Annotated in this window: 16 protein-coding genes and 1 pseudogene; 10 read left to right on the top strand and 7 right to left on the bottom strand. The window is 54.7% G+C overall.

The window, feature by feature from the left end; genetic code table 11:
* Positions 1–116 precede the first annotated feature (116 nt).
* Positions 117–1,064, top strand: coding sequence for a GGDEF domain-containing protein (locus tag D9N13_RS15965; RefSeq protein ID WP_290592097.1), 948 nt, complete (start codon positions 117–119; stop codon positions 1,062–1,064).
* A gap of 18 nt (positions 1,065–1,082) precedes the next feature.
* Here D9N13_RS15965 and rluB read toward each other — a convergent pair whose 3' ends face one another.
* The 6 genes and pseudogenes from rluB to D9N13_RS15935 all read right to left on the bottom strand — a co-directional run bounded on the left by rluB (position 1,083) and on the right by D9N13_RS15935 (position 6,865).
* Positions 1,083–1,922 (bottom strand): 23S rRNA pseudouridine(2605) synthase RluB, encoded by an 840-nt coding sequence (gene rluB / locus D9N13_RS15960; protein WP_290592095.1) that lies wholly within the window; start codon positions 1,920–1,922, stop codon positions 1,083–1,085.
* Positions 1,923–2,099: 177 nt separating this feature from the next.
* A complete protein-coding gene (scpB, locus tag D9N13_RS15955; RefSeq protein WP_290592094.1) occupies positions 2,100–2,867 on the bottom strand; it encodes an SMC-Scp complex subunit ScpB in 768 nt (255 codons plus the stop codon).
* Positions 2,868–3,063: 196 nt separating this feature from the next.
* A pseudogene (locus tag D9N13_RS15950) lies at positions 3,064–3,825 on the bottom strand (segregation and condensation protein A); the annotation flags it as partial.
* A 125-nt stretch (positions 3,826–3,950) separates the two neighbouring features.
* Positions 3,951–5,165 carry a tryptophan--tRNA ligase gene (locus D9N13_RS15945; protein WP_290592092.1) on the bottom strand — a complete coding sequence of 405 codons (1,215 nt, stop codon included), beginning with the start codon at positions 5,163–5,165 and terminating at the stop codon, positions 3,951–3,953.
* Positions 5,166–5,348: 183 nt separating this feature from the next.
* A complete protein-coding gene (locus tag D9N13_RS15940) occupies positions 5,349–5,969 on the bottom strand; it encodes an L-threonylcarbamoyladenylate synthase (RefSeq protein WP_290592090.1) in 621 nt (206 codons plus the stop codon).
* 44 nt (positions 5,970–6,013) lie between these two features.
* Positions 6,014–6,865, bottom strand: a complete 852-nt coding sequence (locus D9N13_RS15935; protein WP_290592088.1) for a PHP domain-containing protein — start codon at positions 6,863–6,865, stop codon at positions 6,014–6,016.
* 87 nt (positions 6,866–6,952) lie between these two features.
* On the opposite strand from D9N13_RS15935, the gene D9N13_RS15930 reads away from it, so the two are divergent.
* From D9N13_RS15930 to D9N13_RS15915, 4 genes are all read left to right on the top strand, one after another.
* Positions 6,953–7,537, top strand: a complete 585-nt coding sequence (locus D9N13_RS15930) for an inner membrane-spanning protein YciB (protein ID WP_290592086.1) — start codon at positions 6,953–6,955, stop codon at positions 7,535–7,537.
* Positions 7,537–7,836 carry a YciI family protein gene (locus tag D9N13_RS15925; RefSeq protein ID WP_290592084.1) on the top strand — a complete coding sequence of 100 codons (300 nt, stop codon included), beginning with the start codon at positions 7,537–7,539 and terminating at the stop codon, positions 7,834–7,836. The genes D9N13_RS15930 and D9N13_RS15925 overlap by 1 nt, the downstream gene beginning before the upstream one ends.
* An 83-nt stretch (positions 7,837–7,919) precedes the next feature.
* Positions 7,920–8,582 (top strand): TIGR04211 family SH3 domain-containing protein, encoded by a 663-nt coding sequence (locus tag D9N13_RS15920; protein WP_290592082.1) that lies wholly within the window; start codon positions 7,920–7,922, stop codon positions 8,580–8,582.
* Positions 8,583–8,748: 166 nt separating this feature from the next.
* Positions 8,749–10,608, top strand: coding sequence for an alpha/beta hydrolase family protein (locus D9N13_RS15915; RefSeq protein ID WP_290592080.1), 1,860 nt, complete (start codon positions 8,749–8,751; stop codon positions 10,606–10,608).
* 13 nt (positions 10,609–10,621) lie between these two features.
* On the opposite strand, the gene D9N13_RS15910 is transcribed toward D9N13_RS15915, so the two are convergent.
* Positions 10,622–11,803 (bottom strand): CaiB/BaiF CoA transferase family protein, encoded by a 1,182-nt coding sequence (locus tag D9N13_RS15910; RefSeq protein WP_290592078.1) that lies wholly within the window; start codon positions 11,801–11,803, stop codon positions 10,622–10,624.
* A gap of 179 nt (positions 11,804–11,982) precedes the next feature.
* Here D9N13_RS15910 and D9N13_RS15905 point away from each other — a divergent pair, with 179 nt between their 5' ends.
* The 5 genes from D9N13_RS15905 (at position 11,983) to D9N13_RS15885 (ending at position 16,740) form a co-directional block, all read left to right on the top strand.
* On the top strand, positions 11,983–13,002 hold the full coding sequence (locus D9N13_RS15905; protein WP_290592076.1) for an AraC family transcriptional regulator: 1,020 nt from the start codon (positions 11,983–11,985) through the stop codon (positions 13,000–13,002).
* A 52-nt stretch (positions 13,003–13,054) separates the two neighbouring features.
* Complete coding sequence (locus D9N13_RS15900) at positions 13,055–13,858, top strand: potassium channel family protein (protein ID WP_290592074.1); 804 nt, start codon at positions 13,055–13,057, stop codon at positions 13,856–13,858.
* Between the two features lie 189 nt (positions 13,859–14,047).
* Complete coding sequence (locus D9N13_RS15895) at positions 14,048–14,707, top strand: SprT-like domain-containing protein (protein ID WP_290592073.1); 660 nt, start codon at positions 14,048–14,050, stop codon at positions 14,705–14,707.
* An 82-nt stretch (positions 14,708–14,789) separates the two neighbouring features.
* Positions 14,790–15,638 carry a hypothetical protein gene (locus D9N13_RS15890; RefSeq protein ID WP_290592071.1) on the top strand — a complete coding sequence of 283 codons (849 nt, stop codon included), beginning with the start codon at positions 14,790–14,792 and terminating at the stop codon, positions 15,636–15,638.
* A 361-nt stretch (positions 15,639–15,999) separates the two neighbouring features.
* On the top strand, positions 16,000–16,740 hold the full coding sequence (locus D9N13_RS15885) for a sigma-70 region 4 domain-containing protein (protein WP_290592069.1): 741 nt from the start codon (positions 16,000–16,002) through the stop codon (positions 16,738–16,740).
* Positions 16,741–16,760: the final 20 nt, after the last annotated feature.

Below are 16,760 nucleotides of genomic sequence, written 5' to 3'. Positions count from 1 at the left end.
TAAAATAAGGGAATTCTATAAACCGGTTATTTTTAGACCAAGACTGGCACGGTCTTGGCATCAGAGTGTGCAGACGACGAGTTATGTCAAAGAATGATGGTATAGAGGAAGCAAAAATGAACGCTATTAGCAGTGCGCGGATTGTTGACCTGGACAGCGAAGGGCTGGTGAAGAACCACGCACCCTCCACCGACGCACTTCATGCCGGCCGCCACAGCGAAGCTCTGGCACTGTCGCGCCTTTCAGCCGTACTGCAAACCAGCATTGAACTGTCTGAAATCATCGGCCTGTTTTTCAGGGAAATCCAACGGGTTGTTGCTGCGGATGGGATCAGTTTCGAGCACACCCCATACAAATTCACCTATCAGCTGGGCACGCCAAAAGGCCGTACTTCCCACTACCGGATTCAGACCGACAGCGATTATCTGGGTGACCTCACCCTATACAGGAAAAGCCGCGATTTCACGCCCTGCGACCTGGAAAAACTGGACCGGATGGTGACATCCCTGGTCTTTCCACTGCGCAACGGCCTGCGCTACCACGAAGCGGTCCGGGCGTCTTTGACCGACGGGTTAACCGGCGCGGGGAATCGCATAGGCCTGGATTCCATCCTGAGCCGCGAGGTGGAACAGGCCAGTCGCTATAACCACCCGCTTTCGGTAATGATTCTGGACCTGGACTTTTTCAAGAACATTAACGACAGTCACGGTCATGCGGTGGGTGATCACGTACTGAAAACCATCGCCGGCACCATCCAGAACAGCTCCCGCAATGCCGATATGATATTCCGCTACGGGGGTGAAGAGTTCGTTATCCTGCTCAACAAAACCGATGTGGCCGGCGCGAAAATCGGGGCCGAGAGAATCCGCCAGATCATTGAACGGACCAACATTTCACTGGGTGCGCTCAAGATCAAGGTCACCGCCAGCATCGGCGTGGCCAGCCTTTGCCACGGAGAAGACCGGGAAAGCCTGCTGCGGCGGGCTGACAAAGCACTCTATTGCGCCAAACACAGCGGCCGCAACCAGGTCACACTGGCGGAACCTTCATTGGCCAATGCTTGAGAAGCGTTGTTCATCTGATCAGTAACGCCGCCGTCGCAGATAGCCGCCCCTGCGCACCTCTTTCTCCACCGCCCGCTCTGAGCGAGCCTTGGCACGGCCATATAAGCCGGTGCGCTTGCGTAATGCAGCGCCACAACTCTCGGCCAGGCCATCAATGACATCCTTATCCAGTTCAACCCAACGCCCGGCTTTCAGGTTGCGCGGCAACTGCACATCACCATACCGCACCCGAATCAGACGGCTTACCTGCACGCCCTGACTTTCCCACATGCGACGCACTTCCCGCTTACGGCCTTCCCGCAGGATGACATGATACCAATGGTTGGTACCCTCCCCGCCCCGATCAACGATCTCATCGAACTTGGCGGGGCCATCCAGCAGCGTCACACCCGTCCGCAGAGCTTCCAGGTTTTCCTCCGTCACTTCCCCGTGGATACGTACTGCATATTCACGTTCTATATTGGAAGACGGATGCATCATGCGATTGGCCAGATCACCATCGGTGGTAAACAGCAACAACCCCTGACTATTGATGTCGAGACGGCCGATGGCCACCCAGCGCTGATCCTGCAGCTTTGGCAAAGCATCAAACACCGTGGGACGACCACTGGGGTCGGTGCGGGTGCAGACTTCGCCTTCGGGCTTGTAATAAAGGATAACCCGACGAATGCTTTCCTCTTCGGCGGCGAAGTTGATGATGCGACCATCTACGCGCAACTCATCATCTTGCTCAATACGGTCACCCAGAGTGGATACCTTGCCGTTAACGGAAACCCGGCCTTCCTGAATCCACTCTTCCATTGCACGACGGGAACCCAGCCCCACCCGTGCCAGAACTTTTTGTATTTTTTCACTCATTACTAAAAAAACTCACCAATAAATGCATGAACCGGGAACAACCGGTTAACACGCGACACCAATCACAACAGTCAGTACAAATAAAACACAGTATAGTGCAGCCTCACGGCTACCCTGCCCCCCCTTGAAAGGATGGCAATTGGGGATAGATAAAACTAAAAAACTAGAATGCTCAACCTAAGTATTTTCATCAGGCTTAACAATGACGCTTTCTTCCGCGTCGGTGGGGGCCTCCCGGATCATCTCGTCAGCGGAGGCCACCGCTGGCTCAGCCTCGGCTTCTTCCAACGAATCAAGTGCTTGAGAGGGTGTGGTTGCGTCATCAACGCCGTCCTCCGGACCTTCATCCACATCCAGCTGACCATTTGGGTCCAGCCCTTGCTGCACCAGTTCCAACTCGGCATTAATGGCATCCAAATCCCGGATTTCCGCCAGCGATGGCAGTTCATCCAGGTTTTTGAGGTTGAAATAATCTAAAAAGTTGCGGGTAGTGCCATACATTGCCGGCCGGCCGGGCACATCACGATGGCCCACCACCCGAATCCATTCCCGCTCCAGCAGCGTCTTGGTGATGTGCGAGCTCACACTGACGCCACGGATTTCTTCAATCTCACCCCGGGTAATGGGCTGGCGATACGCAATAAGTGCCAGCGTCTCAAGCAAGGCACGGGAATAGCGGGCCGGTTTTTCCTCCCACAGGCGACTGACCCACTCACCCACGGTTTCTTCCACCTGAAAGCGGAAGCCTGAAGCCACCTCCTTCAACATGACACCGCGGCCTTCATATTCGGCTTTGAGCTGATTGATGGCTTCCACCAGCATCTCGGTGGGCGGCGCCTCCTCTTCCAGGAACAGCCCGGCCAGTTTCTCCAGTTTCATGGGCTGACCCGCCGCAAACAGCGCGCCTTCCACAATACGTTTTACAGTATCCTGATCAAGAGACATTGTTGTTGTCTTCGCTCTCGGTTTGATCGTTGCTTTGATGGTAATCGGTATCCAGGGGCTGATTGGTGACGTCGTCTGCCTCATCCTGCTGCGCCAATACCGGCGGCGGAACCGGCTCGTACGCCCCTTCTGCCGATTCATCTTCATCCTGCGGATTCAGATCGTCGTCTTCCGGGCCCGCCTCGTGGGCCGATTCCCGGGCCTTAACGTGGATCGGCCCCAAGGGTTCACTCTGCACCAGCTCCACCAGGGACTCCTTCACCAATTCCAGAATGGCCAGAAACGTCACCACCACACCCAGACGCCCCTCTTCATAACTGAACAGGCTGACGAAGGGGACAAATCGATCCCGCCCCAGACGTTCCAGCACCTGGGTCATGCGCTCACGGGTGGAGAGTTTTTCACGGCTGACCTGATGACTTTCAAACATGTCTGCCCGGTGCAACACTTCCTGCAGGGCCAGCAGCACCTCACGCAGATCCACATCCGGGTGCGCCCGCTCACGCTCGAAGCGGGGTTGATCGGCTGCCGCCAAATGAATCTCGCGCCCCACCCGGGGCATTTCATCAATGTCTTCAGCCGCCTTTTTATAGCGTTCATATTCCTGCAGGCGGCGGATCAGTTCCGCTCTGGGATCGTGTTCGTCGTCTTCCTCTTCGGTCTGCCGCGGTAACAGCATGCGGGATTTGATCTCCCCCAAAAGCGCTGCCATAACCAGATATTCAGCGGCCAGTTCCAGGTTGAGACTTTTCATCAACTCGACGTACTGCATGTACTGGGACGTGATCTGGGCCACCGGAACATCCAGAATATCCAGGTTCTGCCGTTTGATGAGATATAGAAGCAGATCCAGTGGGCCTTCAAACGCCTCCAGAATGACTTCCAGTGCATCCGGCGGGATATACAGGTCCTGGGGCAGCTTGGTGAAGGCCTCGCCATAGACCAGGGCGAACGGCATCTCGCCCTGTTGCGGATGGGCTGCGTCGGGATGGGATTCCCCTGTAGCCTGGGCAGCCTCAGGCGCCGCCTGCGCCTCGGCTGCCGACGCTTCTTCCAGCAATGTATCCTGTTCGGATATGGTCATCAAAAGTATCCCAGGCCCATGGCCTCGCGCACATCTTCCAGGGTTTGCTTGGCGGCGTCGCGGGCCTTTTCACACCCCTCCGCCACGATGCTTTTCACCAGATCCGGGTTGCCGGCATATTCCCCGGCCCGCATGCGAATTGGTTTAAGTTCCTCTTGCAACGCATCGATCAACGGCCTTTTACAATCCAGGCAACCAATACCGGCACTTTTGCAACCCTGCTGCACCCAATCCCGGGTACTGTCATCCGAGTACACCAGATGCCATTGCCATACCGGGCATTTTTCCGGATCGCCGGCATCGGTAAGCCGTACCCGGGCCGGGTCCGTGGGCATGGTGCGAATCTTGGTCATCACTTCATCTTCCGAATCCCGCAGGGTGATGGTGTTGTTATAGGATTTCGACATTTTGCGGCCATCCAAACCGGGCATCTTGGAGGCCGGTGTCAGCAATGCCTGTGGTTCGGTCAGAATCACTTTGCCGCTGCCTTCGATAAAGCCATGCAGGCGTTCCTTGTCACTGAGCGTGATGTTCTGCTGATCCCGCACCAAAGCGTGGGCTGTCTCCAGGGCTTCTTCATCCCCCTGCTCCTGAAACTTGTTGAGCAGGTTACGATACAGTTTGGCGGTCTTCTTGCCCATTTTCTGGATGGCTTGTTCCACCAACTCTTCAAAACCGGGTTCCCGTCCATATAAATGGTTGAAGCGCCGCGCCACTTCCCGCGTCAGCTCAATATGGGAAACCTGATCTGCCCCCACCGGTACATGACCGGCGCGATAAATGAGAATATCGGCGCTTTGCAACAGGGGGTATCCAAGGAACCCATAGGTGGCCAAGTCCTTTTCTTTGAGCTGCTCGATCTGGTCCTTGTAGGTGGGCACCCGCTCCAGCCAGCCCAACGGGGTCATCATCGACAGCAACAGATGCAACTCAGCGTGTTCAGGCACCCGGCTCTGTATGAACAGAGTGGCTGAACCGGGATTAATGCCCGCTGCCAGCCAGTCGATCACCATGTCCCACACCGACTCTTCAATTACCCTGGGATCTTCATAATGGGTGGTGAGGGCATGCCAATCGGCGACGAATAAAAAGCACTCAAATTCGTGCTGCAATTTAACCCAGTTTTTGAGGACGCCGTGATAATGGCCAAGGTGCAGATTGCCTGTGGGGCGCATGCCAGAAAGGACACGTTGCTCCGAAACAACTGAGCTCAAGGTAAACTCCTGATTTTTATATAGTGTTTGGCTATCCTGGAGACCTTCCCCGGCCTCGCGGCCCCGACTCCAGGATGAAAGGGGTGATTATAGCGATATTCGTCACGCTGTCGAAGTACGATACGGTCTATTACACTGGATTCATCAACCTGCCTGACATGATCACGGCCCGCCGTTGCCGCATTACAGAAATGGCGCCGGGTCTCCCTTGCCTTCCCGCAGCAGTATGGGCGCTTCCCCTTCCAGATCCACCACGGTTGTGGTTTCCATTTCTCCCCAACCACCATCCAACACCAGATCCACCTGCTTGCCCACCCGCTCATAGATTTCCTGCGGATCGATTAGGGGGTATTCATCCCCGGGCAAGAGCAAGGTTGTACTCATGATGGGCTCCCCCACCTCTTCCAGTAACGCCTGCACCACCACGTTATCGGGCACTCTCAGCCCCAGCGTTTTCTTTTTGGCATGCATAAGTCGCCGCGGCACCTCACCGGTGGCCCTCAATACGAAGGTGTAGGCTCCGGGTGTGTTGGCCTTTAAAAGACGAAAAGCCCAGTTTTCCACCTTGGCATAGTTCGCCAGCTCCGATAGATCGCGACACAGAATGGTAAACTGGTGCTTGTCATCCAGCTGACGCAGTTGCACGATTCGCTCCAGCCCCCGCTTGTTCTCCAACGCGCACCCCACCGCATAGGCGGCATCGGTGGGATACACCACCACCTCCCCTTTTCGAATGCGATCTGCTGCCTGCTTGATCAAGCGCTTCTGGGGGGTCTCCGGATGAATACGAAATATTTCGGTCATGGCCTGCCTACTTATGAACTAAACAACGCTCGCTGCTGCTGGATTCATTTCTCCAATGGCAGCAGTTCGAGCACAGAGCGCCAGTTGGAGGGTAAAGGTGGCATCTTTCCCAATTGTACCCAGCGCATGGAGGGGCCATGATAGTCGCTTCCCTGTGATGCATAAAGATTATATTTAACTGCCAAATCAGCCAGTTGCCGAACCATTTCCGGCCCATGGGTGGCGACACAGACCTCCAGTGCCTGGCCTCCGGACTCAGCAAACATACAAATCAACCGCTCCAACTTGGTCCGGGTCAGTTTATAACGCCCGGGGTGGGCCAGCACGGCGACCCCCCGGGCTTCGCGGATCCAGCGCACCGCTTCGCTGATCTCGGGCCACTCGGTTTTCACGTAGGCCGGCTTGGACTGGGCCAGATAGCGCTGAAACGCCTGCTTGCGATCCTTGCAGGCACCGGCCTGCACCAGCGCCTCGGCAAAATGTGGGCGGGCGGGAATACCCTGGGGGGCGCCTTCAGCCGCTCGTTCCAACATCCCGGGATAACCCAGTCTGGCCAGCCGCTGCGCCATGATTCGCGCGCGCTCCCAGCGACGGTCCATCTGGCTTTGCAGGCGCCCCTGAAAACGTTCGTCCCCTGTATTCACCCCCAGCCCCACAATATGGATATCCATGTTGCTCCAGCGGGAAGACACCTCAACCCCGGCAATCAAGGAAAGGCCGCGCTCGGCACTGACGCGCCCCGCCTCCGCCAACCCGGCCATGGAATCATGATCTGTTATGGCCAGGGTGGACACACCGGAATCCGCCGCCAGGGCCACTAACCGGGCAGGGTCAAGCTCACCGTCGGAGGCCGTGGTATGGACATGGAGATCGATGCTACTGGGCTGATTTTGCATGAAATTAACCTTTCAGCGCCGCTCGGGAGTGCTTAGGCGGGGCAAATATTCTATCATTGGTGCCTCATTAGAGATGAATTATTTGATATGAAACAGTTTTTCGACTTCTTCCCGGTAGCCCTGTTTGTCGTTGCTTATTATACGAGCAAGGATATGATCCTCTCCACCAAAGTATTGCTGGCCGCCAGCGTGGTGCAAATCGCCGTGTTCTGGCTCTGGAAACGCACGGTGGAAAAAATGCACCTGGGCACCTTTGTGGTGGTATTGGTCATGGGTAGCCTGACCATCTTCCTGGACGACCCCATCTTCATCGTCTGGAAACCTTCCATCGTCAACTGGTCCATTGCCGCGGTCTTTCTGGTCAGCCTGCTGATCCGCAAGAATCTGGTACGCAAAGCGGTCCAGGGCTTTCTCAAGCAAGCCCCACATTTGAGGCTGACCATGCCGGATGACAAGTGGGCGCCACTGTGCATTGTCTGGGTCCTGTATTTCATCGCTCTGGGCTGCATCAACCTTTTCGTCTATTTCACCTACGGTGAAGATTTCTGGGTGACGTTCAAACTGGTGGGATTCACGCTCATCAACATGGTGTTCTTTGTTGGCCAGTTCCTGTATTTGTCGCGTTACATTTCAGAAGTCAAACCCGATAACAATCAGGAGTCACAGGGATAATGTATTACGCGATTGTCAGTGAGGATGTTGAGAACAGCCTGGAGAAACGCCAGGGAGCCCGGCCGGATCATCTGGCCCGGCTGGAAACCCTGAAGCAGCAAGGCCGGTTGCTGGTGGCGGGCCCGTTCCCGGCCATCGATAGCGAAACACCCGGTGACGCGGGGTTTACCGGCAGCCTGGTCATCGCCGAATTTGAAAACCTGAGTGCGGCCCAGGCCTGGGCCGACGCCGACCCCTACGTTGCGGCCGGCGTTTACAAACAGGTGATGGTGAAACCTTACAAAAAGGTGCTGCCATAATCGCCGGTTGTGACCTGTTTAAACGCGAAAACAACCCACTTATCGTTACACTGCGACAAAATCAAAAATCACGGGGAAATACAGTGAAACAGTTGATCAGCGCCATTGCTACCTTGATCATCGCCAGTATTCTGGCCACACCAGGTTACGCCAAAATGCTTTACATCCACGACAATCTAAGGGTGGACATGCGCTCCGGCCCCAGCGTGGAATACCGCATTATTGACTTTTTACGCAGTGGTACATCCATGGAGGTTTTGAAGGAATCCGGGGAGTGGATCCAGATCAGAACCAACGGTAAGGAAGGCTGGATTCAATCGCAGTACACCACCGATGAGCCCATCGCCCGGGATCAGTTGGCCCGCGCCCAGAAGCAGATTAATAGCCTGCAAACGGAAAACAGCGCCCTTAAGGCCCAGCTGTCGGAAACCCGTACCGAATTGGGCGGACTGAAATCCGACCACAGCAAAATGTCCAACAGCACAGAGAAGCTGCAGCAGGAACTGGATCGAATTCAGAAAGTATCCCGCAATGCGATTGCCACGGAAGCCGCCTACCGGCAGTTGCAGGAAGAAGCTGAGCTGCTGAAGGTGGATATAGAAAAATTAAAAGTGGAGAACATCCGTTTATCCGAGGACAATCTCAAGGAAGGCATTCAGTGGGGCGCCGGTGCTGTCCTCCTGGGTGTCATCCTGGCCTGGCTGATCTCCAAGAGCAGCGCCAAGAAACGCCGCAGCGAATGGTAAACGGCAATATAAAGCAGCCCTGACCCGGGCTGCTTTTCACAAGGCACACCGGTTCACACGTCCACATTCCACAAGTCCTCTCCCCCAACTCATGATACCTTGAGTGTCAATACCTCCGAAAATAATAAGCCAATAATCACAAGAACGAACAACAAGGGGAATCAACGTGGCCAATATCAAACACGCCGTGCGCGCAGCGATTGCCGGCACTCTGCTGGGCGGCACCGTACTCATCCAGTCAGCCTTTGCTGCCCCCCTCTGCAATCCAACCAGCCTCATCACCTGCGCCCTGCCTTTTCCATCAGACATCTGGGCCAACCAAAACAGCAACAGCCCCACCGGTATCAGCATCAATATGAGTGATGATGTACTGCGACCGGAAGTGCTGGCACAACTGCCCGTGGCAAACGGCATCAGCGTGCAGCAGGTCTTCAACAATGCCAGTGGCTACTCCGCTGCCTCCGCGGTGGTGTTTGAATTCGAACAGCAACCGGATGCGGCGACACTGCCAAAGTACGGTGGTAGTGCGGTAATCGCATTTGACCTCACCACCAATGAACCACTGGATATTCGCACCCAGATCAACGCCTACGCCCGCGGTCGCCGGGTCAGCGCGCCATCGGAAGTGTTGGAAGTGTTCCCTATGGGACGCTGGCCCTTCGGCCATCAAATTGCCGTGGCGGTGACCAAGGATATGGCGCTGGTGGGTGAAACGGAAGATTTTCTGAGCCTGCAGGACAGCGCCGACACCCCCCAAGCCATCGCTTACCTGGACACCGTTACCGGAGCCCTGCAACAGATGGGGCTGGACCCGGAACAGGTGCGTAATGCCACCGTTTTCACCGTGCGTGATCGTGCCGAAGTCCTGACACCAATACGCACGCTGGTTGAACGCACCTTTGAGTCCGATCACCCGGTACGTAACCTGCAAGTGGATTATAAAAGCTATTTCAATCGCAAAGCCGCCCTCATCACAGGTGAGCTTCTGACCCACAACTACCGCCGGGAGGAGGGTGTAGGGTTGGTGGATTTTAATGGCGACTACCAGGAACAATGGATCCCGTTTCGCCTTACCCTGCCCCGGGCAGCCCGCAATGAAGGTAGTGTTCCAGTGGCTTTCTACGCCCACGGCCTGGGGGCCAGCAAGGAAACCGATTTACTGGTGGGGGATCAGAATGCCGGGCTTGGCATCGCCACCTTCAGCGTCGATTTTCCCAATCACGGTGCCCGGGCCGAAGCCGACGGGGGTGCGGTATTCTCCAACCTGGTGATCGACAAAGTAACCCGTGAAATTGGCATGATGACGCAAAACAACATTGATTTTGCCGCCGCCCACAAAGCACTGATCGGAATGTCCGACCTGGATGTGGTGGGCAAATGGCGCTGGGGTGGCTGCTGGCAGTGTGCAGATGGCGTCGCCGATTTGGATACCAGCCGGGTTTTCATGCAGGGAACCTCCCTGGGAGGAGTGCTGGGCTCAGCCTACGCTGCACTCTCACCGGATCTGGACGGCGCCATTTTCCAGGTCACTGGTGTGGGTGTCACCAGCATACTGGCCGGTTCAATCCTGTGGGACGTAGCCTTTTCACGGCTGGAACCTCCCGCTGCCACCGGAGCAGAAGCGCTGCTGTTAAAAGGCGCCATTCAACAGCTGCTGGACTATGGTGATTCCATTAACTACATCGACCTGATGCGCTACCCCGATAACGGCCGCCCAATCCGCCCCCTTTATGTCATGACCGGTGCCGGTGACAACATTGTACCCAACGACAGCTCCGTTGCCCTGGCCAGAATCGCCGGACTGCCGCTGGTGGGAGACGAACGCTATCCAATGCCCGGTGTGGAGCAACGGGAGAATGCCGACGAGCTGGGATTCGGCATCAGCCACCTGCCACCGCTGGTGGCCGATCTGGAATTTCTGTTGGGTTCATTGCTGACCGACGCCTCCGCGCACATTGCCTTTCTGTGGACCGATACGGCGCGGCAGAACAAAGCCTGGATTCGGGAGTTTATTCTCGGTCAATGAACATCATCCGGGATCACATGGTGGCCCCGGATTGTTTCAGGGTGGCGATTTCCTCCGCGCTGAAACCGGCGTCAGTGAGTACCTGGTCGGTATGGGCGCCCAGTGCCGCTCCGGTAAACCGGTACTGGGCAGGGGTGGCTGAAAACTTTACCGGCGATGCCAGTTGCCGCTGGGTACCACCGCTGGCGGTGGGCACATCCACCAGCAGTTCACGTTCCAGGATCTGGGGATGTTCACAGGCCTCACTGAAACTCAACACCGGCTCAACGCACGCATCCAATTCACCGAACACCGCCACCCACTCAGCAAAGGTTCTGGCCTTGATGACTTGCGCAATATCCTGCTTCAACGGCCCCTGAATATCCGGATTCAGAGCAAGCCCTTTCGCTGACCATTCCGGGTGGCCGATGGCCTGGCAAAACTGGGCAAAGAACTGTGGCTCCAATCCAGCCACCGACAGCCATCGGCCATCGGCTGTTTCATAGCAATCGTAAAAACTGCCGCCATTCAATTGCGTTGCCTCCAGTTCAGGTTCAACCCCACCCACCAAAGCCGGTGGTGCGGTCAAGGCATGCATGGAAAAGGCGGCATCGGTCATACTGATATCCAGATGCTGACCTTCACCGGTCTGTTGGCGGTGAATCACCGCAGCCAGAATCGCCATTACCGAATGGTAGGAACCTCCCGCCACATCCGCCACCTGCACATTAATGGGCGCCGGGCCACTGCTCTGGCGACCGTTATAGCCGGTGACCCCCGCAATGGACAGATAATTGAGATCATGCCCTGCCCGCTGCTTGAAGGGTCCGGTCTGACCGTAACCGGTTATGGAACAGAAAATGAGCCCCGGATTCTCTGCCTTCAGGGCCTCGTATCCCACCCCCAAACGATCCATCACGCCGGGGCGGAACTGTTCCACAACAATGTCATAGTCGCGCACCAGTCTCTTGACCGCCGCGACCGCATCGGGCTTTTTCAGATCCAGCGCCAACGAACGCTTGGAGCGGTTTAAATAACCGTGACATGCGGAGACGCCATCATCCATGGGCGGCAACATACGCACCATATCCGGCCGCGTTGGTGACTCCACCCGCACCACATCGGCCCCCCAATCCGCCATGATCATGGCCCCCATGGGGCCTGGCAACAATGTGGTGAAATCCAACACTTTAAGGGAAGAAAGAGGTCCGCTCATGAGATGTCCTAATGCAGGTCAGCTGTTACAATGAATTGATTGAATAACATACTAGGTGGCAGGTCAGAACGGGAACATGACCGGAAAGCTCAAAAACCCTGGCCATTTGCGCCATTTGTTGCCTTATTCCATTCTCTGGGGCAACATGCCACCGCCTATACCGATAAACTGCCGTGACAATGAAAACAAGTACCGTATCCGTTCACTATGTTAATGCCTGCCTGGCACGTGCGCGCCAGGCAGGTTTGGACATTCAGCCCTTTGTTACACGCCTGGATGTATCGCCCGAAATCCTGGAAGACCCAACAGCCCGGGTCCCCAGTGAAGAATACGTACGCCTGTGCATGCAGTTGGTGATGGCAACCAAAGATGAGTTTCTCCTGCTGGGGGGGATACGCCGTACCCGGCCCGGCACCTTTGCCCTCATGGCCCACGCCAGTATGCCGGCGGGCAATCTGAAGCGCAGCATCCTGCGCTTTTTTCAGTTCTATAATCTGCTGTTGGATGATCTGCATTTCAAGCTCAGCAAACGCAATGACGAGGCCATCATCAGCGTCCGCTTTGACGATCCGGAACTGGATTGGGATCACCAGACCAGCGACAGCATTCTGGTACTGCTGCACCGATTCTTCAGCTGGTTGATCGGCCAACGCCTGGAACTTACCCAAGTTTCACTGAGCGGCGAACCACCGGTACATAGAGAAGAATACCAACGTCTGTTTCGCACCCGGATTCTTTTCAATCAGGAACGCAATGCACTGCATTTCAAACAGAAGTACCTGGACAATCCCATCACCCAGAATGAATCCACCCTGAAAGCGTTTCTGCGGGAAGCGCCCTACAACCTGGTGGTGATTCCCGACAACGATGATAGCCTGACTGCGAAAATCCGCGCCATCATCGGCAATGATTTCCGCCATGAGTTCCCTGATTTCGAGGCCGTTGCGCGCTCGCTTAACAGCACCCCCCAAACTCTGCGCCGTCACCTGAAACAGGAAGGCTCCTCCTATCAGGAGATCAAAGACACCATGCGAAGGGACGCTGCCATCTACTATCTGAACCGCTCCCAGCTTACCATTAACGAAATCGCCGAATTGATGGGCTTTTCCGAACCCAGCACCTTTCATCGAGCGTTTAAGAAGTGGACCGGCCTGACCCCTGGAGCCTATCGCCAGAACAGCGACCAGGATGCGCTATAGCCCGCCCGTTTTGTCCGGCTATACTGAAAGCACAAGGCTGACGTGAGGTAACATGCAGAAACATACCATAGATGTCTTCATGGGATTTGGCGGCGTTCACCCTGCCGAAAATGAAAAAGCCGTGCGCTGGGGCGGCTACCTGGAAGCCCCCATGCTGATAATCGCACTGTGGATACTGCTGGACTGGTACCTGATCTCCAACGGTCTGCTGGAGGCATCCGCGCGCATCACCTTTGACTGGATCGTGTGGAGTTTCTTCCTGATAGAAACCTCACTGCTCACGCTTCTGTGCACAAACAGGCTGCGTCACCTCACCCGCAACTGGGCCAACCTGGCCATCATTATCCTCGCCTTCCCGCCACTGTTTGAAGTCAACGAACAATTTGGCCTGCTGAGGCTGATCCGGCTTTTCTTCCTGGTGGGTTTCTTCAGCCATAACCTGCGTCTGGTCATGAATGTGCTGACCCAAAACCACCTGGGTAAAACCCTGGTGATCAGCGCCGTATTCATTACCGGGTCGGGGATTTTAATCGCCGGCATTGATCCCGCCATTCATTCCCCCGCCGAGGGTATCTGGTGGGCCTGGGTCACGGTAACCACAGTGGGATACGGCGATGTGGTGCCAGCCAGCACGGAAGGGCGGATATTCGCCTCCCTGCTAATCCTGATGGGCATCTGCCTGGTGTCCCTCATCACCGCCAACGTATCGGCCTATCTGCTGTCAAAATCCTCTCAGAAAGAACTGCGCTACGAACAACGCCAGCTGCGCAAACTGCTGGATATGGAAGAGCGCATTGAAGGGCTGGAAAAGAAAATTGACAGTATTCTGGAGGCGCTGAACAAAAAGAAAAATTAACTCACACCGCTGTAAGAAATCTCCCACATTTTTGCTCACCCACTGTCTCTATAATTGCGGCGCGCCATACACATTGATGACACGGGACGTGCCATCGACCGGTGCCCATAAAATCGACCGATGCCTATAGAACAGGCGCGCCACACCATGGTCGCCAGCGGGCCAGGCCGTTACCAGCAGGGATGAAGGATGAGAGCAGTAAACACAGCGGAATGTCAGTATTTCTCCAGCAAAGAAGCAGACAATGCCTATCTTGAGCGGCTGTTGCAGGGCGTCAACAAGCGTTTCTTCCAGAACAAAATAGAAGCAATCGCGCTGTGGCAGGTACCAAAGGGCACGGTGTCGCTTTTTATCGGCGAGCAGGGCCTGACCCTTACCCAAGGGCACCCGTTGTTCAATACTTATGAACGGGCCAAAAAACTCATACGAGATGACCAGCACGGTGCCGCCATTCCCCATCTGGAAACCTGCGCTGCTGCAAATCATGCCGACTCCAAACTGTTGTTGAGCCACCTGCTGAAAAGACGGGGCGATGCCCGCTGGCAAGATTTTGCACAGCAGTACAATCGCCAATGCGCCACAGTACGAGCCGTTCCTGCAGCCTGTTACTACCAGGAAAGTGCCACCATCGCCATTCACCCCCACCTGCAGGAACTCAACACACCTCAGTTTGTGTTGAAATATCTGTTGTTTCATGAGTGCTGCCATCAACTGGTGAGCTGCACTGACCAAGAACCACACCCTCAGGAATTCATGGAATGGGAGCGCCGAGCCCCCAATCGCGAACGCGCTCTGTCGTGGTTGGAAAAGCAAGGATTTCCAACCTTACGCACCACCCATGCCCCATAGACTGATACTGTGTTATTGCTCGATCCTGTTGCTGTGCCTTTCAACCTTTGCGTCGGCCTGCCAGCAACCCAACCTGAGGTGTTTGAAAAAGCACATTCAACTCCAGGCCAATCAGTTGCAAATTACGGAAGTCGATCTGAGCGAACCGGCCCTGCTGCATTGGCAGTTTGAAATCCAGACACCATTACCAGACACTTCCGACACTGAACCACCTGACTCTCTGCATCACAAACTGAAGCAGGAAGAACGCCTCATCCACTTGCTGCACAGGGGCGAACTTGAAACAGCCCAAGGGTTAGCCAACCAGCTGCTCCTGCCTTTCCATGATTTGTTCGCAGCCGATGGCCAGCAGTTGCTGATGCAGCAATTGATACTTCAACTACAGGATCAACGTGCTGAAAAAATCAAACGCAATCAATTGGAACGCCACTGGCAATCAGGCAAGCCTCCAAACCATCAACTCTTGCAGATCGCCCGCCATGAAATCCTGGGTGGTGATCCGCTTAAAGGTCTGGCGACCCTGTCCAATGCCGACATTGATGGTTTCAGTGATATAACCGAAAGCATCGAACAAAAACACCTAAGCGCATTGGGTCACCAGGCAGAAAAACTCTTTTTGGATCCCACGGCGGCGCAAAGAAACTGCACCGACAACACGGCACTGGCTCTTGGCAGCGTTCAACAGTTTTTCTCGCCAAATAGTTTTAACCTGATGCGCACCCTATGGAATACACCCCATGCAGAGCAGGCCTGGAAAGCTCAACTGACACTGGCATTACTGCATCAAAATGCGGGGTCCTGCAGGCTATTGGTTAACCTCCACAGAAATCAGGTGATCATGTCCGCGCTGGAATTTCACGCAAAAAACGAAAGAGACTTCATTAGCCTGGTGTATGCATTGCGAACGATTCGTCGCTACCTGGACCACTGAACAGAATCCACCAATCCGCAAAGTGCGCATATTTTTGCACACTAAAACCCAATATAAATTAGTATAAAGACAAGCTAGGCATAAATATTCAGGGCTGTTTTTCGAAGTTAATTTTTACTTTTCTGTATCAGTTTTGTAGTGCAGGTATAAACCAAGCACGCGCTCATTTTTAATCACAACTTATTCACATTTACGTGTAAGAAATTGCTCAATTTGATGCGATCCTATTGTCTTCAAAAATGGCCATTGATAATCTAGCCGCCGTTCCGAGCCGACTGTAGGCTCGACGGGGGCGAGGCCATGTAAGCGGGGGCTTATGTATCTACAGGTCTTGACCTTTTATCTATGGATGGGAGTTATAATGAATCAGAGCATCTCACGATTCCGCAACTTAGCGGAATGGCCCGAAGATGAATGGGTAAATCTGGATATTCACCTTTTCATTGCCGCCAATTTCAACCGTTACTGTTCACACCTGATTAAAAAAGTCGGCCTTCAATATTTACCCAGCGACGCCACAGACTCCATGATGAGCCTGTTCTGTGACATCGCATTCAAACCCCTGTCGACAGTACACCAAAAAAACCTGAATGCAGCAGGTAGCCGCCGCAACCAGGTGATGTTGGGCACGTTGAAAATGATCACCAACACCAGAATGGTGGACGCGCTAATCAAAGAATACCCCTCATACATCGCGATAGAGCAAATAGCCGAGTTCCGCGATGAGGACGGCGGGTTCGACAATGCGTTCGGTCAAGACGATTATCGCTCCACAGTACCCGGTGTTTATTCAAATGAAGCCACTTTTTTTGCTGCTGAAAACTGCGACCTTAATCCGGCCGAAAGCGATATGGAAGCTGAATTGGAGAGCGACCGAATCACGGTAATGCTGGAGATGTTGCGCTCGTATCTGACACCGGTGCAGTTTCGACATATTCGCTATGCCGTCTGTGAAGGGCTTACCTCACAGGAAATCGCCGAACGAACAGGGCACTCCGTAACCAATGTCAGAATCATGCTACTGAATGCGCGCAAAAAGATGCTGGAGCTGGTGCCTGCACATCTGAATGACTCGATGCAGGAATTCCTACATCGCAAGTAAAGTTGGCCAATTATATAACC

The sequence above is a fragment of the Ketobacter sp. GenoA1 genome (assembly GCF_003671475.1).
In the GTDB taxonomy this organism is placed as follows: Bacteria; Pseudomonadota; Gammaproteobacteria; order Pseudomonadales; family Ketobacteraceae; genus Ketobacter.
The sequence above is the reverse complement of the archived record's forward strand: the minus strand, read 5'-3'. Positions and strand labels throughout refer to the sequence as shown.

Excerpts from the sequence above, each read along its gene's own strand:
- D9N13_RS15965 (WP_290592097.1), top strand. The coding sequence starts at position 117 with ATGAACGCTATTAGCAGTGCGCGGATTGTTGACCTGGACAGCGAAGGG.
- rluB (WP_290592095.1), bottom strand. The coding sequence starts at position 1,922 with ATGAGTGAAAAAATACAAAAAGTTCTGGCACGGGTGGGGCTGGGTTCC.
- scpB (WP_290592094.1), bottom strand. The coding sequence starts at position 2,867 with ATGTCTCTTGATCAGGATACTGTAAAACGTATTGTGGAAGGCGCGCTG.
- D9N13_RS15940 (WP_290592090.1), bottom strand. The coding sequence starts at position 5,969 with ATGACCGAAATATTTCGTATTCATCCGGAGACCCCCCAGAAGCGCTTG.
- D9N13_RS15935 (WP_290592088.1), bottom strand. The coding sequence starts at position 6,865 with ATGCAAAATCAGCCCAGTAGCATCGATCTCCATGTCCATACCACGGCC.
- D9N13_RS15930 (WP_290592086.1), top strand. The coding sequence starts at position 6,953 with ATGAAACAGTTTTTCGACTTCTTCCCGGTAGCCCTGTTTGTCGTTGCT.
- D9N13_RS15925 (WP_290592084.1), top strand. The coding sequence starts at position 7,537 with ATGTATTACGCGATTGTCAGTGAGGATGTTGAGAACAGCCTGGAGAAA.
- D9N13_RS15910 (WP_290592078.1), bottom strand. The coding sequence starts at position 11,803 with ATGAGCGGACCTCTTTCTTCCCTTAAAGTGTTGGATTTCACCACATTG.
- D9N13_RS15905 (WP_290592076.1), top strand. The coding sequence starts at position 11,983 with ATGAAAACAAGTACCGTATCCGTTCACTATGTTAATGCCTGCCTGGCA.
- D9N13_RS15900 (WP_290592074.1), top strand. The coding sequence starts at position 13,055 with ATGCAGAAACATACCATAGATGTCTTCATGGGATTTGGCGGCGTTCAC.
- D9N13_RS15895 (WP_290592073.1), top strand. The coding sequence starts at position 14,048 with ATGAGAGCAGTAAACACAGCGGAATGTCAGTATTTCTCCAGCAAAGAA.
- D9N13_RS15885 (WP_290592069.1), top strand. The coding sequence starts at position 16,000 with ATGAATCAGAGCATCTCACGATTCCGCAACTTAGCGGAATGGCCCGAA.